Annotated in this window: 19 protein-coding genes; 16 read left to right on the top strand and 3 right to left on the bottom strand. The window is 64.6% G+C overall.

Annotated elements, in window-relative coordinates; all coding sequences use genetic code 11:
- The first annotated feature begins 299 nt into the window (after window positions 1–299).
- The 14 genes from tolQ to I6F28_RS03275 all read left to right on the top strand — a co-directional run bounded on the left by tolQ (window position 300) and on the right by I6F28_RS03275 (window position 16599).
- Window positions 300–1016, top strand: coding sequence for a protein TolQ (gene tolQ / locus I6F28_RS03340; RefSeq protein ID WP_008546343.1), 717 nt, complete (start codon window positions 300–302; stop codon window positions 1014–1016).
- Between the two features lie 43 nt (window positions 1017–1059).
- Window positions 1060–1512 carry a protein TolR gene (gene tolR / locus I6F28_RS03335; RefSeq protein WP_036021864.1) on the top strand — a complete coding sequence of 151 codons (453 nt, stop codon included), beginning with the start codon at window positions 1060–1062 and terminating at the stop codon, window positions 1510–1512.
- A gap of 4 nt (window positions 1513–1516) precedes the next feature.
- Window positions 1517–2476 (top strand): cell envelope integrity protein TolA, encoded by a 960-nt coding sequence (tolA, locus tag I6F28_RS03330; protein ID WP_225112958.1) that lies wholly within the window; start codon window positions 1517–1519, stop codon window positions 2474–2476.
- A gap of 30 nt (window positions 2477–2506) precedes the next feature.
- Window positions 2507–3853: a Tol-Pal system beta propeller repeat protein TolB gene (gene tolB / locus I6F28_RS03325; protein ID WP_225112957.1), complete on the top strand. Its 1347-nt coding sequence runs from the start codon at window positions 2507–2509 to the stop codon at window positions 3851–3853.
- Window positions 3854–3931: 78 nt separating this feature from the next.
- Window positions 3932–4075 (top strand): hypothetical protein, encoded by a 144-nt coding sequence (locus I6F28_RS03320; RefSeq protein WP_193760487.1) that lies wholly within the window; start codon window positions 3932–3934, stop codon window positions 4073–4075.
- 36 nt (window positions 4076–4111) lie between these two features.
- Window positions 4112–6433 carry a putative bifunctional diguanylate cyclase/phosphodiesterase gene (locus I6F28_RS03315; RefSeq protein WP_036021865.1) on the top strand — a complete coding sequence of 774 codons (2322 nt, stop codon included), beginning with the start codon at window positions 4112–4114 and terminating at the stop codon, window positions 6431–6433.
- A 167-nt stretch (window positions 6434–6600) separates the two neighbouring features.
- Window positions 6601–7362, top strand: a complete 762-nt coding sequence (locus I6F28_RS03310) for an N-acyl amino acid synthase FeeM domain-containing protein (RefSeq protein WP_035998571.1) — start codon at window positions 6601–6603, stop codon at window positions 7360–7362.
- Window positions 7363–7606: 244 nt separating this feature from the next.
- Window positions 7607–8095: a peptidoglycan-associated lipoprotein Pal gene (gene pal / locus I6F28_RS03305; protein WP_035998574.1), complete on the top strand. Its 489-nt coding sequence runs from the start codon at window positions 7607–7609 to the stop codon at window positions 8093–8095.
- Between the two features lie 207 nt (window positions 8096–8302).
- Window positions 8303–9385: a tol-pal system protein YbgF gene (ybgF, locus tag I6F28_RS03300; protein ID WP_109142503.1), complete on the top strand. Its 1083-nt coding sequence runs from the start codon at window positions 8303–8305 to the stop codon at window positions 9383–9385.
- 64 nt (window positions 9386–9449) lie between these two features.
- The gene (gene tilS / locus I6F28_RS03295) at window positions 9450–10505 is read left to right on the top strand and encodes a tRNA lysidine(34) synthetase TilS (RefSeq protein WP_035998583.1); all 1056 of its coding nucleotides are present in this window, start codon (window positions 9450–9452) and stop codon (window positions 10503–10505) included.
- A 276-nt stretch (window positions 10506–10781) separates the two neighbouring features.
- Window positions 10782–12704 (top strand): ATP-dependent zinc metalloprotease FtsH, encoded by a 1923-nt coding sequence (gene ftsH, locus I6F28_RS03290; RefSeq protein ID WP_035998585.1) that lies wholly within the window; start codon window positions 10782–10784, stop codon window positions 12702–12704.
- Window positions 12705–12956: 252 nt separating this feature from the next.
- A complete protein-coding gene (locus I6F28_RS03285; RefSeq protein WP_225126311.1) occupies window positions 12957–13796 on the top strand; it encodes a universal stress protein in 840 nt (279 codons plus the stop codon).
- A 9-nt stretch (window positions 13797–13805) separates the two neighbouring features.
- Complete coding sequence (locus I6F28_RS03280) at window positions 13806–15038, top strand: APC family permease (RefSeq protein ID WP_225139264.1); 1233 nt, start codon at window positions 13806–13808, stop codon at window positions 15036–15038.
- Between the two features lie 121 nt (window positions 15039–15159).
- Complete coding sequence (locus I6F28_RS03275; protein WP_225139263.1) at window positions 15160–16599, top strand: hypothetical protein; 1440 nt, start codon at window positions 15160–15162, stop codon at window positions 16597–16599.
- A gap of 64 nt (window positions 16600–16663) precedes the next feature.
- Here the strand turns inward: I6F28_RS03275 and I6F28_RS03270 are convergent, their stop codons facing one another.
- From I6F28_RS03270 to I6F28_RS03260, 3 genes are all read right to left on the bottom strand, one after another.
- Window positions 16664–17659, bottom strand: a complete 996-nt coding sequence (locus tag I6F28_RS03270; protein ID WP_225139262.1) for a glycosyltransferase family 2 protein — start codon at window positions 17657–17659, stop codon at window positions 16664–16666.
- A 64-nt stretch (window positions 17660–17723) separates the two neighbouring features.
- Window positions 17724–19220 carry a hypothetical protein gene (locus tag I6F28_RS03265; RefSeq protein ID WP_225139261.1) on the bottom strand — a complete coding sequence of 499 codons (1497 nt, stop codon included), beginning with the start codon at window positions 19218–19220 and terminating at the stop codon, window positions 17724–17726.
- A 110-nt stretch (window positions 19221–19330) separates the two neighbouring features.
- Window positions 19331–20821 (bottom strand): hypothetical protein, encoded by a 1491-nt coding sequence (locus I6F28_RS03260; RefSeq protein WP_225139260.1) that lies wholly within the window; start codon window positions 20819–20821, stop codon window positions 19331–19333.
- A 297-nt stretch (window positions 20822–21118) separates the two neighbouring features.
- Between I6F28_RS03260 and I6F28_RS03255 the strand changes: the two genes are divergently transcribed.
- Together I6F28_RS03255 and I6F28_RS03250 are read left to right on the top strand one after the other, a co-directional pair.
- Window positions 21119–21283, top strand: a complete 165-nt coding sequence (locus I6F28_RS03255; RefSeq protein ID WP_035998610.1) for a Flp family type IVb pilin — start codon at window positions 21119–21121, stop codon at window positions 21281–21283.
- A 167-nt stretch (window positions 21284–21450) separates the two neighbouring features.
- Window positions 21451–22680 (top strand): glycosyltransferase family 87 protein, encoded by a 1230-nt coding sequence (locus I6F28_RS03250; protein WP_225126301.1) that lies wholly within the window; start codon window positions 21451–21453, stop codon window positions 22678–22680.
- Window positions 22681–22694 lie beyond the last annotated feature (14 nt).

The raw sequence follows: 22694 nt of genomic DNA, 5'->3' as shown, positions 1-22694 counted from the left end.
GCCAAATGCGCCGCCGGTAACCCCGCATTAACCATCGGCGGGCTCTGGTATGTGCGGACAGGCGTGCCCGGAGCCCGACGTCAAGGCCTGGGGTCGAGGCCCCTTAGTTTTGACATCTTGGCGGGGAATGCAGGCGGCCGGCTTTTGACGAGCCTTTGGACGAGCCCTGCACCCCAGAAAGACAAGGCTTTGAGCGGGCTTGCCCGCCGCGCGGGTCCAGCGCGGCTGTTGGGGAACACCGGCCGCGATTTGCTGGCCGAAGGACATTAGGTAACGATCGCCTTGAGAGGATACTGCTTATGAATCCGGCCGAATTGGCTCAGTCAGCCCTTCCGGTTGCTGCCTCCGCCGACGTGTCGCTGATCGCGCTGTTCTGGCAGGCTCACTGGATCGTGAAAGCGGTGATGCTGGGGCTTCTGGCCTGCTCGGTCTGGGTCTGGGCGATCGCTATCGACAAGATCTTTCTCTACGCGCGCACCCGCCGCTCGATGGACCGGTTCGAGCAGGCGTTCTGGTCCGGCGAGTCGATCGAGGAGCTCTATCGCACGCTGTCGGCCAAGCCGACGCATTCCATGGCGGCCTGCTTCGTGGCGGCGATGCGCGAGTGGAAGCGCTCGTTCGAGAGCCATGCCCGCTCGGTCGCAGGGCTTCAGATGCGCATCGACAAGGTGATGAACGTCTCGATTGCGCGCGAGGTCGAGCGGCTGGAACGGCGCCTTCTGGTGCTGGCGACCGTCGGCTCCGCCGGCCCCTTCGTCGGCCTGTTCGGCACGGTCTGGGGCATCATGTCGAGCTTCCAGTCGATCGCGGCCTCGAAGAATACCTCTCTGGCGGTGGTCGCCCCCGGTATCGCCGAGGCGCTGTTTGCGACCGCCGTCGGCCTTATCGCCGCCATTCCTGCCACTATTTTCTACAATAAGTTCACCTCCGAGGTGAACCGGCAGGCCCAGCGGCTCGAGGGCTTTGCTGATGAATTTTCAGCCATTCTGTCTCGTCAGATCGACGAGCGGGGCTGACGGACGGCATGTATAGTGTGAAGGGCAATCTGGGCACGCGATCATGGCCATGAACGTTGCGAGTTCGTCCGGCGGCGGCGGGCGCCGTGGCCGGCGCAAGCCGGTCGTGGCCGAGATCAACGTCACGCCGATGGTCGACGTCATGCTAGTGCTGCTCATCATCTTCATGGTGTCGGCACCGATGTTGACGGTCGGCGTCCCGCTCGATTTGCCCCAGACCAGTGCCAAGAGCCTCGAAAACAACGACCAGAAGCCGATCCAGATGTCGGTCGACATCAAGGGCAAGGTGTTCATCAACGACACCGAGATTGCGCTGAACGAGCTGATCCCGAAGCTGAAGGCGATCACCGATGCGCGCGGCGGCCTCGAGGAACGCATCTATCTGCGCGCCGACAAGAAGGCGGATTACGGCACCGTGGCCAAGGTGATGGGCCAGCTCTCGGGCGCCGGATTCAAGAAGCTGGCGCTCGTCACGGAAGCGGATCAGGGGTCTTGAGGCCGTGAAGGTGAACGTCGACAAGACACTCGTTGCGTCGATTGCCCTGCATGTCCTCGTGCTGGGATGGGGGCTCGTCACCTTCAGCAGCAAGGCCTACATCGCTACGCAGGAATCGCTTCCGATCGACATCATCTCCTCCGATCAGCTCGCCAAGATGATGGCGGGGCAGAAGACCGGCAAGAAGGAAGAGCCGAAGCCGAAGGTCGAGAAGATCGCGGAGCCCAAGCCCGAGGAAGACGCCGTCGGCAAGGTCACTGAGAAGAAAGAGCTGATCAAGACCAATTCGCAGCCGGAGCCGCCGCCGAAGCCGGTCGAGAAGCCGGTGGAGAAGAAGCCGGAGCCGCCGAAGCCCGTGGCGGAGGCCAAGCCGAAGGAAGAGCCGAAGCCGCAGGAAAAGAAGCCTGATCCGGCCAAGGAAGATCCGATCGCCGAGCTGCAGAAGAAGATGGAGACCAAGAAGCCGCCGCCGAAGCCCGTGGAGCAGAAGGTCGCGGCGGTGCAGCCGCAGCAGCAGCCTAAGCCCAAGGAGCGCACCTTCGACCCCGCGCAGATCCAGCGCGACCTCGACAAGCGCGCCGCGACCCGGCACGAGCAGACCGGCTCGGCGTTGAATGCATCAGCCTCGCTGGGCACAGCGACAGGGACGGCCGCCAACAACGTCGCGACTTGGCAGGGAGCTTTCGTCGCTGCCGTCAAGCACTGCTTCAATTTCCCTTATGATGCTCAGGACAGGGATCAGTTTACGGCCGACATAGACATTCAGATGCGCCCCGACGGCACGCTCGCGTCAGCGCCTGTGATTGTCGCGGTTCGAGGACCGTCTCGGGCAATTGCAAATGCGATGGCGGAGAGTGCCAAGCGTGCGATCCAACAGTGTCAGGCCTACACGTTCTTGCCCAAAGCTCAGTACGACACTTGGAAAACGATTGCGCTGACTTTCGATATGAAAGATCAGCAGTAGATGAGACATGAATTAACTCAGGTGAACAAGATGCCATTTCTGACGCGACGTGGATTCATCGCGGCCGCGGGATCGTCAGTCACCCTGCTGGCCGGAGGCGCCGCGACGGCGCAGGGGCGACTTCAAGTCAGTCCCGGCGGATTTCAGCCCATCTCGATCGCGATCAGCAACTTCGTGCCCGGCTCGCCCTCCGACAGCGACGTCGCTAACGGTGTCACGCAGGTCATCACCAACAACCTGAAGCGCTCGGGCCTGTTCGCGCCGATCGACCAGGCCGCCTTCATTGAGCGCATCAGCAACATCGACGTCGCGCCGCAATTCGAGAACTGGAAGACCATCAACGCGCAGGCTTTGGTCACCGGCCGCATGACGCGGCAGCCGGACGGCCGCCTGAAGGCCGAATTCCGCCTGTGGGACGTCCTCTCCGGCCAGCAGCTCACCGGCCAGCAATATTTCACCTCGCCGGAATATTGGCGCCGCATCGCGCACATCATCTCCGATCAGATCTATGAGAAATTGACCGGCGAGAAGGGCTATTTCGACAGCCGCGTCGTGTTCGTGGACGAGACCGGGCCGAAGGAGCGCCGCGTCAAGCGGCTCGCGATCATGGACCAGGACGGCGCCAATGTGCGCTATCTGACCCGCGGCTCCGACCTCGTGCTGACGCCGCGCTTCTCGCCGAATTCGCAAGAGATCACCTACATGGAGTTCGGCCAGGGTGATCCGAAGGTCTATCTCTACAACATCGAGACCGGCCAGCGCGAGATCGTCGGCAATTTCCCCGGCATGACCTTTGCGCCGCGCTTCTCGCCGGACGGGCAGCGCGTCATCATGAGCCTGCAGCAGGGCGGCAATTCCAACCTGTTCGTGATGGATCTGCGCTCGCGCTCGACCACGCGTCTCACCGACACGCCGGCGATCGACACCTCGCCGTCCTATTCGCCCGATGGCAGCCGCATCTGCTTCGAGTCCGATCGTGGCGGCAGGTCGCAGATCTACGTGATGAGTGCGGGCGGCGGACAGGCGCAGCGCATCTCCTTCTCCAAGGATGACACCAACGCCAGCTATTCGACGCCGGTGTGGTCGCCGAAGGGCGACTACATCGCCTTCACCCGGCAGGGCGGCGGGCAGTTCGCGATCGGCGTCATGAAGCCCGACGGCTCGGGCGAGCGGCTGCTCACCTCCGGCTTTCACAACGAAGGCCCGACCTTCTCGCCGAACGGCCGCGTGCTGATGTTCTTCCGCGATCCCGGCGGCAATGGCGGGCCGTCGCTGTACTCGGTCGACATCTCCGGCCGCAACGAATTGAAGGTGCCGACGCCGGGCTTTGCCTCGGACCCGGCATGGTCGCCGCTGTTGTCCTCGACCTCGGGCTGACAACGGCGCAGTTGAAACATCGCGCGTTCAGACGCGCGATGTTTTCGAAAAACCGCGCCGATTTTTTCCGAGTTTGCCGTGAACGGCAACACTTCCTTCACCTTGCGCCCGGCAAGGCTTGCCTACCTGCTTGATATTCCAGCAGAAATCATTTCGCTATTGCCGAAAAACAACCCGACTTTAACGATGTTCCCTCAGAAAAGCTTCATCTCGGCTGGGTAAGACTACGCGCTGAACAGGACGCGCGTACAAACCAAAATGCAGTTCGCAAGCCAGAGCGGAGAGCAGGGGCAGCCGCCGCCGGTCAATCCGGCGGCGCAGATCGATTCGCTCTTTGAAGCGCCCGGACCGCTGCTGGCCGGTCTCATCTTCGTGTCGATCGGTGCTGCGCTGACTGCGCTGAAGACAGGTGAGCCCCTGATTTGGGCGTGCGTGGCGCTGCTCGTCTTGGCCGGAACGGTGCGGGCGATCGATTTGCGTCGCTATCAGGGACGCAAGTCGAGCGTGACCGCCGAGGCGGCCAAACGCTGGCAGGCGCGGTATCAGATTGGCGCGAAGATCCAAGCTGCAGCGATCGGCATCTGGTGCGGCACGACTCTGCTCGCCACCGACGACGCGGTCGCGCATATGATTGCCCTGTCGGTCACGACAGGCATTGCCGCAGGGGGAGCGGGAAGGGCGTACGGACGACCGTCGATCTTCCATCTGCAGGCGCTGCTCATTTTCGCCCCGGCGGTGCTGGCATTGGCGTGGCGCGGCACGCCCTACTACATCGCGATGGCCGTTGTGAGCGCGGCCTTCCTGCTGGCGATCATGCAGCTCTCGGTCAACTTGCACCGGATCTTCATGGGCGCCGTGGTGGCGCGCGAGCGCGAAGCCGCACTTGCGGGCCAGTTCGATACCGCCCTCAACAACATGCCGCACGGTCTTTGCATGTTCCATCGCGATGGCCAGCTCGCGGTGATGAATCACCGCTTCGCGGCGATGATGAACCTGCCCGACCATCTGCCTCGGAGCGGCGCCAGTGCGCGCGACATCATCGCGGCGTGCGTGCAGGCAAGATCCATCTCGAGCGCGGACGGCGAGCATATCGTCGCCGGCATCGAAAGTTCGCGGGAGAAGGAGATCATCACCGCCGAGGCGAACCTGGAGCGAAATCGGTCGCTGTGCTGGACCGTTCAGCCGATGGCGGACGGAGGGGCGGTGCTGCTGCTCGAGGACATCACCGAGCGGCGCAACGCCGAGGCCAAGATCACCCATCTTGCGCGATACGACGACCTGACGGCGTTGCCGAACAGGGTCAACTTCCGCGACCAGATCGAGCACCTGCTGGCTGTCTCCCACGATGCGGCGCAGCTCTCCGCGCTGCTGTTCATCGACCTCGACCAGTTCAAGCAGGTCAACGACACGCTGGGCCATCCCTGCGGCGACCAGCTCCTGTGCGCCGTCGCCAACCGCCTGCGCGAGATGCTGCGCCCCGAGGATTTCGTCGCCCGGTTCGGCGGCGACGAGTTCGTCGTGTTCCAGCAGAACCTCACGTCGCCCGAGGATGCCGCGGCACTCGCCCGCCGCATCGTCGAGCGGTTGAGCGAGCGGTACCGCATCGACAATCATCTGGTCGAGATCGGCGCCAGCGTCGGCATCGCGCTGACCTCGCCGGAGGGCACCAGCGCCGACACGCTGCTCAAGAACGCCGACATGGCGCTGTACCGCGCCAAAGCCGACGGCCGCGGCACCTATTGTTTCTTCCGCGACGAGATGGCCGCGACCGTCGAGGCGCGCCGTATCCTCGAGCTCGACCTGCGCAAGGCGCTCGCCAACGAGGAATTCGAGCTGTTCTTCCAGCCGCTGGTCAATCTGAGGTCCGGCAAGATCACCACCTGCGAAGCGCTGCTGCGCTGGAATCATCCGGTGCGCGGCACGGTCTCGCCGGTCGACATCATCCCGGTCGCCGAGGACATGGGCCTGATCGTCGATCTCGGCCGCTGGATCCTGCGCCGCGCCTGCATGGAATGCATGAAGTGGCCGGAAGGCGTCAGCGTCGCCGTCAATTTCTCGCCGCAACAATTCCACCAGCGCGACGTCCTGAGCGAAATCCGCTACGCGCTCGAAGTGTCGGGCCTGCCGGCGCATCGTCTTGAGATCGAGATCACCGAGTCCTCGCTGCTGCGCAACACCCAGCTCACCCACGACATCCTGTCGCAATTGCATGCGCTCGGCGTGCGCATCTCGCTCGACGATTTCGGCACCGGCTACTCCAGCCTCAGCTACCTGCACAATTTCCCGATGCAGAAGGTGAAGATCGATCGCTCCTTCCTCGAAGGTATCGATTCCGACCGGCCGCTGACGCTGCTGCGCGGTGTCGCGCGGCTGTCCGCCGACCTCGGCATGGCCGTCGTGGTCGAAGGCATCGAGACCAACGAGCAGCTCGAGCTGATCAGCGCCGACGGCACCGTGACCGAAGGGCAGGGCTACCTGTTCAGCCGGCCCGTACCGGCGGTGCGGATCCGGCAATTGCTCAACGCCTCGCATGGTCGTCGCGTGCCCGACGACCAGCTCGCCCTCGTGTCGTCGCGATAGGCCCGATCCCTTCCCGGCAGCTCCACTCTCGCAATCGGCTCCCGTGTGCACCGTAGTCTTGCGGGCCCGCAAAGGTTAACCCTAACGATTCTATAGCTTTGCAATTCCGTTAAGGAACCATTAAGGTCTGGCTACTCGTGGAAGTTGCTTGGAGTCAGAGGTTGCAGATGAAGTCCGGAGCCGAACCGAACACGGCGCTCCTTCCACGAGGCGCCGCGTTGTTTGACCGCATCGATTATCGGCTCATCGAAACGCCCGAGGACAAGGACAACCTGTATCTGATGCGCTACCGCGCCTATCTGCAGGCCGGTCTGATCGAGCCATCACCTTCGCTGCGCGTCAGCGATCGTTTCGACGAAACGCCCAACACCTGGAATTTCGGGGTCTACGTTGACGGAGAGCTTTGCAGCTCCGTCCGCATCCATCTGCTGACGTCGGAATGGCGGATGTCCTATACCACCGAGGTGTTCGGCGACATCCTGCATCCCCGCCTCGATCGCGGCGAGGTTTTTGTCGATCCGTGCCGGCTCGTTGCAGATCCCGACAAGCACCACCGCTTTCCCGAGCTGCCCTATTTGACCGTCCGCCTCGCCTTTGTCGCGTGCGATCATTTCAACGCCGACACCGGCCTTGCCATGATCCGGACCGATCATCAGGCGTTCTACCGCCGCATCTTCCTGCACGAGACCATTTCGCCGGAGCCGCGGGGCTTTCCGGGCTGGCCCACCAAGAAGGCGGTCCTGATGGCGACCGACGTCCGGCGGCAGCGGGACAAGGTGCTCGCGCGCTTTCCGATCATGCGCTCCAGCGCGTTCGAGCGGCGCATGCTGTTTGAACGCAGCATCCCCCGGCAGGCCGCCACGCGGCCGATTCTGCTCACCACGCCGCGCACCCTGGACGTGGCCTCTCAAGCGCTCGGTTCGGTCTAGGCGGGCGCTCCCCGGTCATTTCGGCCCAAAATTCCAGCAAGTGCCGGCTCTTTTGCCGGCCGACGCGGCTTGCCTTCACCCTCGCGCCACATTTACAACCCATTAACCATGACGTTTGCTTTTCGCTGGTTGGGGGCATTTGACCGGCTGAGGCAAGGTTCCGTCAAGGTTGACGGAACGTTCGCTTAACCAACCCCCTGTAGACCGGACAGCAGTGGACTAACGTGAGCGTGGAGGCTCCGGAATGAGACATCCTATGCGTATCCTCCAGGGATTGAAGCTGGCCGCGGTGCTCGCCGTCGCGCTGTCGATGGGCGCCTGCGCCAACAAGAATGCCGCGACGGATGCGATGGCCAATGCGGCGACGCCCGGCAGCCAGCAGGACTTCGTCGTCAACGTCGGCGACCGCGTGTTCTTCGAAAGCGACCAGACCGATCTGACCCCGCAGGCGATCGTAACCCTGGAGAAGCAGGCGCAGTGGCTGCAGACCTATCCGCGCTACTCCTTCACCATCGAAGGTCATGCCGACGAGCGCGGCACCCGCGAATACAACATCGCGCTCGGCGCCCGCCGTGCCCAGTCGGTCCGTTCGTTCCTCGCCTCGCGCGGCATCGACCCGAACCGCATGCGCACGATCTCCTACGGCAAGGAACGGCCGGTCGCCGTCTGTAACGACATCTCCTGCTGGTCGCAGAACCGCCGCGCCGTCACTGTCCTGAACGCCAGCTCCTGACGCTCGGTCAGGTCCCCGGTGGTCAGTCAGGCCCCGTTCAGCTTTGCAATTGGATGATGCCGGCGCCCTCTTGGGCGCCGGTTTCGTTTCAGCATTCTGTGACTGAAAACCCCTTGGTATCAGTCACATTTTTGGCGTACTCCACTTCGATGTGTGGCGCGTCGAGGGTTCCGTCGCAGGCCATTTCGCTTTCGTCGTCAGGGCAAGATGTCATCCAGATTTAAGGCTTTTACCGGTACCGCGGCGACCGCCGCGCTGCTCTCTTTGTGCTCGCCCGCGCTTGCGCAATCGGTCTACGGGCAGTCGGATGATGTCGACCCTGAGATGCGGATCGAGCGGCTGGAGAACCGGCTGCGCCAGCTCACCGGCCAGAACGAGGAGCTGCAATATCGCAACCGCCAGCTCGAAGAGCGCCTGCGGGCGCTCGAGGGCGGCGCGCAAGGGGCGCCCGGGCAGGCACCCAACGTCGCGGCGATGCCGCCCGCGCAGATCGCACCCAGCCAGATTGCACCAGGTCAGGTCGCGCCCGGCTATCGCCAGCCGCCGCCGCAACAGCAAGCCGCGCAGCCGAGCTACGAGCAGCCGCAGATCGCCGCGCCCGCGCCGATCGTTCAGGAGCAGCCGGCGCCCGGCGCTCCCGGCACACGCCGCCGCGGCGATGCCTTCGACCCCAACCAGAACCCGAATGCACCCGGCGCGCCGCGCGCACTCGGCGGCGGGCAGCAGCCGATGCCGGCGGTCACGCCTGGCGGCGGCCGCAATGCGGGCGAGCCGCTCGATCTCGCCAACACCAGCCCGCGCTACCAACAAGGTGTGCCGCCGGCCGCGCAGCCCGGCTATCCGCCGGCACAATCGGGTTATCCCGCACCGGCCGGTGGCGCTGCTTTGGCCACTCTGCCGCCGTCGGCGACGCCGCGCGACGAGTTCGATCTCGGCATCGGCTACATGCAGCGCAAGGACTACGCGCTCGCCGAGCAGACCATGAAGAACTTCACGCAGAAATTTCCGAGCGACCCGCTGGTCGGCGACGCGCAATACTGGCTCGGCGAGAGCTATTTCCAGCGCCAGCAATATCGCGATTCCGCCGAAGCGTTCCTCGCCGTCACCACCAAATACGAGAAATCGGCCAAGGCGCCGGATGCGCTGCTGCGGCTCGGCCAGTCGCTCGCCGCGCTGAAGGAGAAGGAGGCCGCCTGCGCCGCCTTCGGCGAGATCGGCCGCAAATATCCTCGCGCCTCCGCCGGCGTCAAAGCCGCCGTCGATCGCGAGCAGAAGCGGGTGAAGTGCTGATCCGCTGACAAAGCGGATGGCGTTGCGCTAAACATTCGGTCAATCCGCGGATGATTGCAGCGTCATGTCAGACGACGACGATTCACCGATCTCGGCGCGCGAGGCGAGGCGGCTCTTCGCGGGCCTGAGAGATGCCCCGGCGCTGGTGCTCGCGGTCTCCGGCGGGCCCGACTCGGTTGCGCTGATGTGGCTTGCAGCGCGCTGGCAGCGCAGCCTCGCGCGAGGCCCGCAAATCACGGTCGTCACGATTGATCACGGCCTGCGCCCGGAGGCCGCCCGTGAGGCGCGCGAGGTCAAGCGGCTCGCCGCGGCGCTCGGATTGCCGCACCGGACCTTGCGCTGGCGCGGTGAAAAGCCGAAGACGGGGCTGCCTGCCGCCGCGCGCGAGGCCCGTTACCGCCTGCTCGCACAGGCCGCCCGTGCCGCCGGCGCGAGCCATGTGCTGACGGCACACACCCGCGACGACCAGGCCGAGACCCTGTTGATGCGCCTGTTCCGCGGCAGCGGACTTGCCGGACTCTCGGCCATGGCTCCATTCACCGAGCGCGACGGAATCGTGCTGGCGCGTCCGTTGCTCGACGTTCCGAAATCGCAGCTGATCGCGACCTTGCGGCGGGCGAGGATCGGCTTTGCCGAGGATCCCACCAACCGGGACACCGCCTACACACGGCCGCGGCTGCGCGCGCTGCTGCCGCTCCTCGCGGCCGAGGGCGGCGACGCCAGAAATCTGGCGCGGCTCGCGGCAAGGCTGGCGCGGGCCAATGCGGCGGTCGAGGTGCTTGCCGACGGCGCCGAGCGCTTCCTCCGCCTGCGGGATCGCGGCGATGCGCCGCAGGCGAGTGTCAGGAGCTTCGAGGCCGCAACCTTTGCCGCCCTGCCGGAGGAGGTGCGGCTGCGGCTCCTGCTGCGGGCCATCAACGCGCTCGGCCATGAAGGGCCGGCGGAACTCGGCAAGGTCGAAACCCTGATGTCGGTGCTTGATCGGGCGATCGCCGGCCCCGGTGCAGCCGCAAATGGCCGGCCGGTTCTGAAGCAGACCCTCGCGGGAGCCTTGATCAGCCTTGCCGGCGGGCGTATCCAGATCGCGCCGGCGCCGGCCCGGCGGCGCAAGGGCAGATGAGCGCGACGAGAGCGGATCATGACACCGGTCAATTCGCGTCCGTGCCGTCAGGCCACCTTAACCAGGCAGGAAAAACCCGGGTTCGGACGCCATGATTTCAGCGGGAATCGCGCTAAGATGGGATAAATAGTCCCATCTCGTTCCCTTGGCAGCGACCGGGGCGGCACCTAAATTGTATCCGTCTAACGATGAGGATTCCTTGGGATTTCCTCGCATTGACCAAATCAACTGCCCAAGGATCACGGCCGCGATCCGCGCGACCACGAAGGAAGATCGATGAACGCCAATCTGCGCAATTTCGCCCTCTGGGTCATCATTGTCTTGCTGCTGTTGGCGTTGTTCACGCTCTTCCAGAATCCGGGTCAGCGGGCCTCCTCGCAGGACATCGCCTTCTCGCAGCTGCTGAGCGAAGTTGACCGCGGCAATGTGCGCGACGTCGTGATCCAGGGGCCGGACATCCACGGCACCTTCACCAACGGCTCCAGCTTCCAGACTTACGCGCCGAACGACCCGACGCTGGTGAAGCGCCTCTATGACAGCAAGGTGCAGATCACCGCGAAGCCGCCCGGCGACAACGTGCCGTGGTTCGTCTCGCTCTTGGTCTCCTGGCTGCCCTTCATCGCGCTGATCGGCGTCTGGATTTTCCTGTCGCGGCAGATGCAGGGCGGCGCCGGCAAGGCGATGGGCTTCGGCAAGTCGCGTGCGAAGATGCTGACGGAGGCCCATGGCCGCGTCACCTTCGAAGACGTCGCCGGCGTCGACGAAGCCAAGCAGGACCTGCAGGAGATCGTCGAGTTCCTGCGCGACCCCGGCAAATTCCAGCGCCTCGGCGGCCGCATTCCGCGCGGCGTGCTGCTGGTCGGCCCGCCCGGCACCGGTAAGACCCTGATCGCGCGTGCGGTCGCGGGCGAAGCCAACGTGCCGTTCTTCACCATCTCCGGTTCCGACTTCGTCGAGATGTTCGTCGGCGTCGGCGCGAGCCGCGTCCGCGACATGTTCGAGCAGGCCAAGAAGAATGCGCCCTGCATCATCTTCATCGACGAAATCGATGCCGTCGGTCGTCACCGCGGCGCCGGTCTCGGCGGCGGCAATGACGAGCGCGAGCAGACGCTGAACCAGCTGCTGGTCGAGATGGACGGCTTCGAGGCCAACGAGGGCGTGATCCTGATCGCCGCCACCAACCGCCCCGACGTGCTCGATCCCGCGCTGCTGCGTCCGGGCCGCTTCGACCGTCAGGTCGTGGTGCCGAACCCCGACGTCGTCGGCCGCGAGCAGATCCTGAAGGTGCATGTTCGCAAGGTTCCGCTGGCGCCCGATATCAACCTCAAGACCATCGCGCGCGGCACCCCGGGCTTCTCCGGCGCCGACCTGATGAACCTCGTCAACGAGGCCGCTTTGACCGCCGCCCGCCGCAACAAGCGGATGGTGACGCAGGCCGAGTTCGAGGAGGCCAAGGACAAGGTGATGATGGGCGCCGAGCGCAAGTCGCTCGTCATGACCGAGGAAGAGAAGTTGCTCACGGCCTACCACGAGGGCGGCCACGCCATCGTCGGCCTCAACGTGCCCGCGACCGATCCGATCCACAAGGCGACCATCATCCCGCGCGGCCGTGCGCTCGGCATGGTCATGCAGCTGCCCGAGCGCGACAAGCTGTCGATGTCGCTGGAGCAGATGACCTCGCGCCTCGCCATCATGATGGGCGGCCGCGTCGCCGAAGAGCTGATCTTCGGCCGCGAGAAGGTGACCTCGGGCGCGGCGTCCGACATCGAGCAGGCCACGCGCCTGGCCCGCATGATGGTGACGCGCTGGGGCCTGTCGGAAGAGCTCGGCACCGTCTCCTATGGCGAGAACCAGGACGAGGTCTTCCTCGGCATGTCGGTGTCGCGCACGCAGAACGCCTCCGAAGCCACCGTCCAGAAGATCGATTCCGAGATCAAGCGTCTGGTCGAGGAAGGCTACAAGGAGGCGACGCGCATCCTCACCGAGAAGCGCGCCGATCTCGAGACGCTGGCCAAGGGCCTGCTCGAGTTCGAGACGCTGACCGGCGACGAGATCGTCGACCTGCTCAAGGGCAAGAAGCCGAACCGCGAGTCCGTGCTCGAGCCGACCACACCGCGCGCCTCCGCCGTGCCCCCGGCCGGCAAGCCGCGCCCGCGTCCCGATCCGGATCCCGGCCTGGAGCCGCAGCCGCAGGCGTAATTCCAAGCGGCAGCTGAGAATCGAAAAACGCGGCGGTAACGCCGCGTTTTTTATTGTCCGAGCGCGCCTTCGCGAGCTCGCATTGCGCTGGCCCTCCCGCAAGGCAGGCGCCGCCGAACCAGAGCGTTCTGTTCCGGCGCCATCGTTCGAGCCTGGGCCGTTTTGCCACAGCCATCCGGTTGAATCGGTTGCGGTGGGTCAAGAAGGAGCATCTCGACGGCGTTAGGTTCCGACTCGTCAAAGGAGGCACACATGGCTTTCAAGGATGTTCTGTTGACCCTGGCGAGCTACCCGGAGCCGACGCCGGTTTCAGTGATCGACGATGCCGTCTCGGTGGCCGCCACCCTGGGGGCGCACCTCGCAGCCATTTCCTGCGAGGTCCATGCGGAGGTGCGCGCAAGCCTGCTCGGGGATGTCATCCTGGACATACCCGCGCTTATTGCGCGCGAGGCCGCCAAGAGCCGCGAGAATGCGAAAGCCCTGCTTGCCGCATTCGAAGCCTCCGCCGACAAATCCGGCGTCCGGCATGAGACCATCTTCGAGCACTGTGCAACCGCCAGCGAGGCCGCGCTGCTGGTTGACTATGCAAGGCTTCGGGATCTCACGATCATGGCGGTGCCGGACTCCCATGATCTGGGGTACGCCGAGGAGGTGATCTTCGAATCCGGCAGGCCGACGCTGATCCTGCCCACCGGCCCGCGGTCGCGTCCCTTGCGGCTCGATGCCATCTGCGTGGCTTGGGACTTCAGCCGCACCGCTGCGCGAGCGGTTTCCGACGCACTTCCTTTGCTTGAAAGCGCAAGAAGCGTACGCGTCGTGACTGTCACCAACGAAAAGCCCCTGGATTCCAGACATTCCGGCCGAGAACTGGCGAAGAACCTGGCTCGTCACGGCATCGAGGTCGTGCTGGATGAGATCGATGCCGAGAGCAAGCCGATCGACGAGGTCCTCACATCTTACGTGCTGTCCCACGGCATCGACGTCCTCGTGATGGGCGCGTACGGAACGCCGAGGTGGCGGGAATTCGTGCTCGGCGGCGCGACCAGGGGCCTGCTGTCCAAGCCGCCGGTGCCGATCCTGTTTTCGCATTGACGCTTGGTGATGCAGGAGGTGGCGCCGCTCGGGTCTACGAAACTGGTCAGATCGCTGACGCTCACGCACGCGGTCCTCTATGGGCTCGGCGTGACGATCGGCGCCGGCATCTACGTCCTGGTGGGCGCGGCCGCTGCCCGGAGCGGAATGCATGCACCTCTGGCGTTCCTCGTTGCCGCGGTCGTGATGGGCGTGACGGCCGGGAGCTTTGCCGAACTGGGCACGCGACTGCCGGTCGCGGCGAGCGAGGCCGCCTATGTCCAGGCCGCGTTTCATCGAAAATGGCTCAGCGGTGCCACAGGGTTGCTCGTGGTGGCTGCAGCGACGATTTCGGGCGCGACCATCACCGTGGGGAGCGCCGGCTACATCAGCGTGTTCCTGCCGCTGCCTGCCAGCTGGATCATCGCGGGCGTCGTGCTCGCGATGGGAGCGATCGCCTGCCTCTCCGCGGTTCAGTCCATCAGCTTCGCCGGCTTGATGACGGTCGTGGAGATCGGAGGATTGGTCCTCATTGTCGGAGCCGGGCTGTTTGAGGGCGACGCCCTGGTCTCCCGGCTGCCCGAACTGTTGGCTCCCCTGAGCGATAAAGCAGCGTGGACCGGGATCGCACAGACGTCGCTGCTCGCCGTGTTTGCGTTCATCGGGTTCGAGCACCTCGTGAACATCTCCGAGGAGATGAAGAATCCGTCCCAAACGCTGCCTTGGGCGCTCTTCATCACCCTCGGCGTGACCGCGCTCCTCTACATGATCGTCGTCTGGGTCGCGGTGGTCGCGGTGCCCCCGGCCGAGCTCGCGCACGCCTCGGCTCCGCTTGCACTTGTCTTTCAGCGGTTGACCGGTCTTCCCCTCTCGGTATTGAGCGTCATCGCGATCGTTGCGACGGTCAACGGGATCATCGTTCACATGCTGATGATCGGACGTGTGCTGTACGGGCTTGCGGACCAAGGCAGCCTTCCGGCCTTTCTGGCCCGTGTGAACGCCAGAAGCGGCGCGCCGGTGGTTGCAACCCTCTTCGGCGTGGGCGCCATCCTGATCCTCGCCCTCGGCGTTCCCTTGACCGGATTGGCCGAATGGACCTCACGCCTGACGCTCGGGATCTTCGTCCTGGTCAACCTGGCGCTTGTTCGCATCAAGACGAGAGAATCCAAGCCTCCCGCCGGCGTGTTCTTCGTGCCCATTTGGGTGCCGATCGCAGGACTGTTCACAAGCGCCGCGTTGCTCCTGATCGATCTCGTGCGATAGCGCCCGCGTGGCGTTTCGGCGGAGGACCCGGGCGTTGCGATGGCGGTTCTCTCGCTTCCGCACGCGCGATCGGTGAAACATTAAAGAACACCTTAACAATTAAGGCCTAGCTTGGCCCGCCATGACTGATCAGGTCGTCTCCAGCGCGGTTCAACCGTTTTCGGCGCGTGCAGTGCTCCCTTGGGCTGTGGGGCTCGCCGTCTACGCTGTATTGCTGGCTGTCGGCCCGAAGCTGCTCGGAGATCCCGACAGCTATTCTCACGTCGAGCTCGGGCGCTGGATCATGGCGCATGGGACCCTGCCGACGAGTGATCCATTTTCGTTTTCGAAGCATGGCGCGCCTTGGATCACGTTCGAATGGCTGTCGGAAGTCATCTATGCCGGAGCCTACGTCCTGTCCGGCTGGTCCGGCGTCGTCGTCGTCGCGGCCGCGGCGATCGCACTCGCCTTTGGTCTGCTCACATACTTCCTGCTGCGCGAGCTGTCGCCGACCCAGACGCTGATCATGGTGATCGCGGCCGTCATCCTGACGGCGCCGCACATGCTGGCGCGGCCACACGTGCTCGTGATGCCCATCATGGTGATCTGGGCGGCTGCCCTGGTGCGTTGCATGGATCATGGCAGGCCGCCACCATACTGGGCCCTGCCGCTGCTGGTCGTGTGGGGCAATCTGCACGGCAGCGGAGTGCTGGCGCTTGGCTTGATTGGACCCGTGGTGCTCGAGGCGCTGCTGCGCGAGGAGCGAAGCCAATGGCCACGCGTGCTGCTGCGCTGGGTGCCATTCACACTGCTTGCCGTCGCCGCATCCTGCCTGACGCCGCATGGGCCGGAGCCGCTGCTGATGCCGATCACGACACTCGGCCTCGGTCCCGCGCTCGCCTGGATCGCGGAATGGCGGCCGCAGGATTTCAGCCGCATCGGCGGCTTCGAGCTGCTGTTGCTGGGGGGCATCTTCGCGCTCTCGCGCGGCGTCACGCTGCCGGTCGTGCGGACCCTGGTGGTGATCGGCTTGCTCCATTTCGCGCTGGCGCAGATGCGCAATGCGGATCTGCTGGCCATGCTGGCACCGCTCTACCTCGCGGCCCCGCTGGCCCGGAGGTTCGGCGGGCCGAGCGGGAACGAGACCGACCGCTCCTCGCGTGGCTTGAACCTGGCGGCATTCGGCATCTTGGCCGCGATGAGTGGATTGGCGCTGGCGCGCGACATCCGGCCGGCTCCCCTCATCACCCCCGAGGCGGCGGTCGCCCGTGCCGACCTCGCCAAGGCGGGGCCGCTGCTCAACGATTATTCCTTCGGCGGCTATTTGGTCTTTGCCGGCATTCCAACCTTCATCGACGGCCGCGCGGAACTGTTCGGCGGACCGTTCATCGACCGCTACAATCGCGCCCTGGCGCTGATTGACCTCGGAGATTTTCTCAAGCTGCTCGACGACTACAAGATCCGCGCGACGCTGCTCGCACCGAATACGCCCGCCACAGCGATGCTTGATCGGTTGCCGCACTGGCAGCGCGTGTACAGCGACGATGTGGCGGTCGTCCACAAGCGTCGGGAGATGCAGTAAAGCCCGCTCGGCAGCAGCATCGAAGACGAGGTGTTGGCCTCACGTCCGAGATGATTGCGGCGGATCACTCGTTGATTGCGTGCTTGGCGGGTACGGTCGCCGCCTCGTTGCGATCGAAGCCGGCTCGTTTCTGGACCACGTACAGTGGACGGCGCTTTACTTCGGCATGGATGCGGCCGACGTAAAGGCCCACGATCCCCGTCATCAGCATGTTCATTCCACACAACAGCGAGAGGAGGACGATGGTCGAGGACCAGCCGGTCACGAGATGAGCGTCGTTGCTCAGCCACATCACGACGACCCAGCCGCCGTAGAGCAGAGCGAATGCCGAGACGGTCAATCCGCACCAGATCGCCAGGCGCAAGGGCAGATCAGAAAAGCCGAGCGCGGCGTTCACCGCTAGGCGGATCATCTTGAACAGGGGGTACTTGGTCTCGCCCGCGGCGCGCTCGAGACGATGGAAGGTGACCTCGGCCTGGCGGAAGCCGAGCCAGGCGATCATGCCGCGTACGAAGCGATCCTGCTCCGGCATCTGCCTGAGCGCGTCCAGCACCTTGCGATCGATCAGGCGGAAGTCACCGACGTCGGCGGGGATGCCGACGGAGGACATCTTGCCGAGCAGCCGGTAGAACAGGTGTGCGGTCGCGCGCTTGAATCGGCTCTCTCCCTCGCGCGACAGGCGGCGGGCGTGGACGACGTCGTTGCCTTCCTGCCATTTTGCGATCAATTGCTCGATCACTTCGGGCGGATCCTGCAGATCGGCGTCCATGACGATGATCGCGTCGCCCTGCGCGGCGTCCATGCCGGCGGTGATGGCGACTTGATGGCCGAAATTCCGCGACAGGCCGATATAGCGAAAGCGGGCGTCGCGCACAGCGAGTGCCTGTAGCACGATCGAGCTGGAATCGCTGCTGCCGTCGTCGACGAAAATCGCCTCTGCCGGCCCGTCGAGCCGGGACAGCAGGAAGTCGAGCCGGCGTAACAATATCGGCAGTACGGCTTCCTCGTTGAAGACGGGAATGACGAGGCTGTAGCGGATCGGTCCGGAATTGGCCGCCATGCGAAGGAGTCCAGCTGGGTTGCAGGGACGGAAGTCTACGGGCAGGTGGTTAAGGTCGCCTTTCTCAGGACTTGCGGCGAATCCTGTAGAGCACGAACCGATCCGAGGTCTGCAATAGTTCCAGCAGATCCGGCAGCGGGTTTGCGGCCCGCGGTCCCAGCACATAGAGGTAGTCGAAATCCCGGTACCAGGTGCGGACAAAGCGCGGCGAGTCCGCCGGCGGGTGGCCCGCTGCTATCGCGGTGAGCAGGCCTGAGGACACCAGTCCGCCATCCGGAGTGGCAAGATGGCGCACGGCCTCGACGGCCCGAACAGGCTGCTTGCCCGCCTCCGTGAAGAGATTGGGCACGAACGCATTGGCATAGTGCACCGCCAGCGTTGGCGCATAATACATCGGATACGCGGTGAGATCGGCGAAGGGCGGGTCGCCAGCTTCGTCCGCATTGCTGACGAGGACGCGCGAGCCGCGTTCGAGCTTGCGGAACGACTCGACAATGGCCGCGTAGTCAGCGCGGTAGGGCAGCCATACCGTGAAGACAACGGCGAGATTGATCAGCGTGATGCTGCTGATCGCAGCGAGTGCAGCCATCCGCCAAGCCCGGCTTGGCAGCGACAGCGAGCAGAACGCCGGCAGGATCAGCGCCGCAGCAGGAAACACGCGGAGGTCGGCGAAAGAGGTCCCGAACAGTCTCGAGGGAATGGCCACGTACAGGAGCGCAAGACCGAGCGCGATCCAGATCCCGGCGGGCTCGAGCCTGAGCAAGCCGCGCCTTGCGGCGAACAGCAACGCGGTCATGAGGGTCAGCCCGGTCACCGCCGCGGCCGTCAGATTGTAGCCGTTCATGACGCGGAGCGGCCAGACCGGCTTGAATGCGAGGAACCAATCGTTGCCTTGGCTTCCGATCGCGCCTGCCGTGACATGCATGATCGCAAGCAGCGCAAGCGCCGGTAGGGCCAGCGCGCCAAGCCGCGCGGCCGCGACGGAATACGCGACCCGCCCTTGGCGGACGCGCGACAGCTCGAAAAGGCCGAGCGTTGCGCCATAGATGCCGAGCGAAAAGAAATGCGCCACATAGAGCGCGGCGACGAAGATCAGATTGGCCATGAAGCGCAGCGGCCAGGGGCCTTCCGCCAGCATCAGATAGACGGCGATGCCCCAGAGCGCGAGGCCGAGCCCGAACTCGAAGTTCACGAAACCCCAGCTGAACGGCAGGCAATAGAGCAAAGCGAGCGCGGCGAAGCCGGCGAGATGGATGCGTCCCTTCCTGACCCATTCGAGCAGAAGCGCACCGGTGACGATCAGGACCTGGCTCAGCAGGAGAAACAGCCGCGTCGCGTTCTCGACGCTCATCAGCCGCGCCAGCTGCGGGACCAGCAGGTCCATTCCGAGGTTGGGATAGAAGGCCCACCTCACCTCGTAATACGGATTTGCACCCGCGGTGCCGTTCTGGCTCAGAACAGACATGCGGGCGAGGTGATTGGGATAATCGACCATCGCCGGAATGGGCGTCAGCAGCACCGGAACAAACGAGACCACAGCCAGCATCACAAGCACGATCATCGCCACGGCTCGGTCCGGGGCGGAACGCGCCGGATCTGTCAGGATCGGCTTGCTGGAAGGAACCATCTGATGAAGTCGCTGAGGCCGAAGACGCGCGCTGGAGTGGGTCGTCACTTCGAAGGCGCCGCGGTCGCGCCATCTGCGGCGTCGCGCACGTGGATCACGGCGATGTCGTCCGCATAGATCCGCTTCCAGCCCTTGAGCTGGTCGAGGATCTGCGGGCCCGGCGCATCCGCGCCCAGCAATGTCGCATCGATCTTGTGCTCGTCGAGCAGGCGCGGCAACAGCTCGGGCTTCTTGCCCTCGGTCGCCTTGAAGAAGTCCATGATGAATTTCTCGCCGTAGAGCTCGGCGCGGCCGTCGACGAAAACAGGGATATTGCGCGAGATCAGATAGCCGCCGAACTGGTAGGCGTTGAAGACGCGCTGTAGCTTGCGTTGCTCGAGCAGGTCGACCGCCGCGACCGGCGTCTGCGTCATCGTGAAGGTGAAGCGGTGGTGCCCCAGATAGAGCGAGGTCGAGGTCCAGCTTGCCGCCACGATCATCAGCGCGCCGAGCGCCGTGACATAGCGGCCCGGCCAGCTGTCGGCACCGGCGGGCTCAAGCGCCGGCTGCGGGAACATCTCGCCGAGCGGCTTTGCCAGCACCAGCGGCACCAGGAATGCAAATGCGTCGATGCTCCTGACGTGGCTCAGCGCGCTCCAGGTCAGGAAGAGGATCAGGAAGATCCGGGGTGCCGACAGCACCAGGCCGCGATAATAACCGAATGCGATCAGGGCGAGCAGGGCGCCTTCGAACGGGGTGAACGTGGCGAAGTTCGCCGGCATCCATTCGACGATCAGCGTCAGCAATTCGCCGAGGCTGAGGATGTTGGTCGCGCCCTGCAGCGTTCGCCAGCCGTACGGCGTGCAGCAGCTCGCGATCAGCGCCCCGATTCCGAACAGCACCCAGCGCATGAACAGGGCGAGCCGCCGTCCCTTCCCGGCATGCTCGACCGCTTCGAGCGAGATCGGGCCGATCAGCGCGAGCCCGAGCACGAAGCCGCCGTGCAGGTTCGCCCACAGCGCCATCAGCGGCAGCCAGGTCCAGGACGGCGCGCTCCGGCGGCTCGCAGCCGCCATCAGCAAGCCGACCCACGCCACCATCACCGGCAGCGCCAGAATATGCGGCCGCGCCAGCACGTGATGGATCGACAGCAGCAGCGCCAGCATCGCGAACAGCACCGCGCGCGGGGCTCCGATATGCGCCTCGAGCAGATGGACGAAGATCGCGACGGTGAGCGCGACGGCGGCCGCGGTGAGGATGACGGGGCCTGCCCAGCCCCAGTGCGCATGCGAGAAGGCGAACGCGACCTGCGACAGCCAGGACGTCGAGATCCACGGCGCGCCCGTCCGCGTGAAGGAATAGAAGTCGATCATGGGCATGGCGCGGTGATCGAGGATCCATTGCCCGATCTTGATCTGCCAGAACGAGTCGGAATCCTGAAGCAGCGTGTCGCCGAGGAACAGGAAGAACAGATAGGCGCCGGCACCGACGCACAACGGCGCCAGAGCGCGCGCGCGGCCCTGCACCGCGATGCTGTTGGCGAAGGAAAGGGACATGCCGCCTCGTCGTCCTGGTTGTTCTTGCCGGCCCGAGCGGGCGGCATTGGACCACGCCGGTCATAACTTCGGGTAAACCGGCCGCGCCAGGCCGGGGTCAGATGCTTACAATTTAACGGATTGTTTCGAACTTGGATTTACCATGGGCCGATACACGCAATCCGCTCGGTGTTTACGCAGCCGAATTAACTGCGGTGCAATTCTTTGCCTCTACGTTCCGTTGCCATGGTCGGGCGGCGCTGGGAAGCCGAAGAGACCAGATCAGTTGTAGCCTCGTGTACTCATTTGGAGCACTCTATGAAGAACCTCGTTGCGCGTTTCATGAAGGATGAATCCGGCGCCACCGCCATTGAATACGGCCTGATCGCTGCCGGCATCGCGCTGGCGATCATCACCGTCGTCAACAACCTCGGCACCACGCTGAACACGAAGTTCAGCTCGATCTCGACCAGCCTCAAGTAAGGCCGGACGACCAGCGGAATAGCGAAGGGCCCCGTCATCGACGGGGCTCTTTTGCGTTGTCCAGGAATCGGCGCGGGGCGTTCGACGATCAGGCTTAAGCCTCCTTCAAGCCACTCGGGTGTATGGCTTGGGCGCATCCGCCTCACATCATCGCGCAAGGAAGCCGCATGGCCGAAGCCTCCTCCGTTCCGCCTGCAATCGGCCGTCACGGTGCGGTCCCAGCGATCCTCGTCAACATCTCCTTCGTGCTGGCGATCGTCACGCTGGCGTATTTTCCGACGGCCTATCTCGCCCATCTCTGGATCTTTGACGCCGACGGGCGCGGCATCCCCACTGATTTCGTCAACGTCTGGGCGGCCGGAAGACTGGCGCTCGAGGGGCATCCCGCGCAGGCCTGGGATTGGGACATTCAGAAGCAGGTCGAGCTTGCGCTTCTCAAGCAGGATTTTGTCGGCCATTTCGCCTGGCATTATCCGCCGCCCTTCCTGTTCGTCGCGTCCTTCCTCGCGCAATTTCCCTATACGGTGGCGTTCATCGGCTGGGCCGCGTTCAGCATGGTGCCCTATCTCGCCGTGATGCGCGCCATCATCGGGCGCAACGCGGGCTTGGTAATTGCGGTTGGATTTCCGGCCGCCTTCCTCAACATCCTGGTCGGGCAGAACGGTTTCCTCACGGCCTCGCTGATCGGCGGCATGCTCTATCTGTTGCCGACGCGGCCGGTGCTGGCTGGAATCTGCCTCGGCCTTCTCAGCTACAAGCCGCAATACGGATTGTTGTTTCCGCTTGTCCTGCTCGCCGCCGCCGAATGGACCGTGCTGTTCAGCGCCGCGATCGTCACCGTTGCGATCGCTGCACTATCCTGGTTCGCCTTCGGCACCGAAAGCTGGCAGGCGTTCTTCCACTGGATTCCGATGTTCTCCCAGGCCTTCCTGACCGAAGGCAGGGCGCCCTGGTTCAAGATGCAGAGCATCTTCGCGCTGGTGCGCTATCTCGGCGGCACCGAGCAGCTCGCATGGATCTTCCAGTGGGTGTTGACCACAGCTGTTGCCGTGGCGCTGGTCGTGGTGTGGCGGAGCCGGCTGCCCTATGCCCTCAAGGCGGCGATGCTCGCGACCGCGGCGCTGCTGACGACGCCCTATCTCTTCATGTACGATCTGGTCGTGCTGGGCATCGCCGTGGCCTTCCTCATCCGAGCCGGTCTCGACGAAGGTTTCGCACGCCACGAGGTGATGGCGCTGGCGCTCGTCTTCGGCCTGCTTGCGAGCTTCCTGTTTCTCGGGCAGCCGGTCGGCTTCCCGGCGATCCTGATCGTGTTCGGGCTGATCCTCGGACGCTGCGCAGCCTGGCGGAGTGCCGAGGCCGCGTCAACGCAGGTCGCTCTCACACGAACGAGCTGAGAAGCTCGGTCGGG

The organism is Bradyrhizobium sp. NBAIM14, assembly GCF_020193895.1.
Classification (GTDB): Bacteria; Pseudomonadota; Alphaproteobacteria; order Rhizobiales; family Xanthobacteraceae; genus Bradyrhizobium; species Bradyrhizobium yuanmingense.
The sequence above is the reverse complement of the archived record's forward strand: the minus strand, read 5'-3'. Positions and strand labels throughout refer to the sequence as shown.

What these genes read in the sequence shown, in the direction of transcription:
- tolQ (WP_008546343.1), top strand. Translation starts at nt 300, where the DNA reads ATGAATCCGGCCGAATTGGCTCAGTCAGCCCTTCCGGTTGCTGCCTCC.
- tolR (WP_036021864.1), top strand. Translation starts at nt 1,060, where the DNA reads ATGGCCATGAACGTTGCGAGTTCGTCCGGCGGCGGCGGGCGCCGTGGC.
- tolB (WP_225112957.1), top strand. Translation starts at nt 2,507, where the DNA reads ATGCCATTTCTGACGCGACGTGGATTCATCGCGGCCGCGGGATCGTCA.
- I6F28_RS03315 (WP_036021865.1), top strand. Translation starts at nt 4,112, where the DNA reads ATGCAGTTCGCAAGCCAGAGCGGAGAGCAGGGGCAGCCGCCGCCGGTC.
- I6F28_RS03310 (WP_035998571.1), top strand. Translation starts at nt 6,601, where the DNA reads ATGAAGTCCGGAGCCGAACCGAACACGGCGCTCCTTCCACGAGGCGCC.
- pal (WP_035998574.1), top strand. Translation starts at nt 7,607, where the DNA reads ATGAGACATCCTATGCGTATCCTCCAGGGATTGAAGCTGGCCGCGGTG.
- ybgF (WP_109142503.1), top strand. Translation starts at nt 8,303, where the DNA reads ATGTCATCCAGATTTAAGGCTTTTACCGGTACCGCGGCGACCGCCGCG.
- tilS (WP_035998583.1), top strand. Translation starts at nt 9,450, where the DNA reads ATGTCAGACGACGACGATTCACCGATCTCGGCGCGCGAGGCGAGGCGG.
- ftsH (WP_035998585.1), top strand. Translation starts at nt 10,782, where the DNA reads ATGAACGCCAATCTGCGCAATTTCGCCCTCTGGGTCATCATTGTCTTG.
- I6F28_RS03285 (WP_225126311.1), top strand. Translation starts at nt 12,957, where the DNA reads ATGGCTTTCAAGGATGTTCTGTTGACCCTGGCGAGCTACCCGGAGCCG.
- I6F28_RS03280 (WP_225139264.1), top strand. Translation starts at nt 13,806, where the DNA reads ATGCAGGAGGTGGCGCCGCTCGGGTCTACGAAACTGGTCAGATCGCTG.
- I6F28_RS03275 (WP_225139263.1), top strand. Translation starts at nt 15,160, where the DNA reads ATGACTGATCAGGTCGTCTCCAGCGCGGTTCAACCGTTTTCGGCGCGT.
- I6F28_RS03270 (WP_225139262.1), bottom strand. Translation starts at nt 17,659, where the DNA reads ATGGCGGCCAATTCCGGACCGATCCGCTACAGCCTCGTCATTCCCGTC.
- I6F28_RS03265 (WP_225139261.1), bottom strand. Translation starts at nt 19,220, where the DNA reads ATGATCGTGCTTGTGATGCTGGCTGTGGTCTCGTTTGTTCCGGTGCTG.
- I6F28_RS03260 (WP_225139260.1), bottom strand. Translation starts at nt 20,821, where the DNA reads ATGTCCCTTTCCTTCGCCAACAGCATCGCGGTGCAGGGCCGCGCGCGC.
- I6F28_RS03255 (WP_035998610.1), top strand. Translation starts at nt 21,119, where the DNA reads ATGAAGAACCTCGTTGCGCGTTTCATGAAGGATGAATCCGGCGCCACC.
- I6F28_RS03250 (WP_225126301.1), top strand. Translation starts at nt 21,451, where the DNA reads ATGGCCGAAGCCTCCTCCGTTCCGCCTGCAATCGGCCGTCACGGTGCG.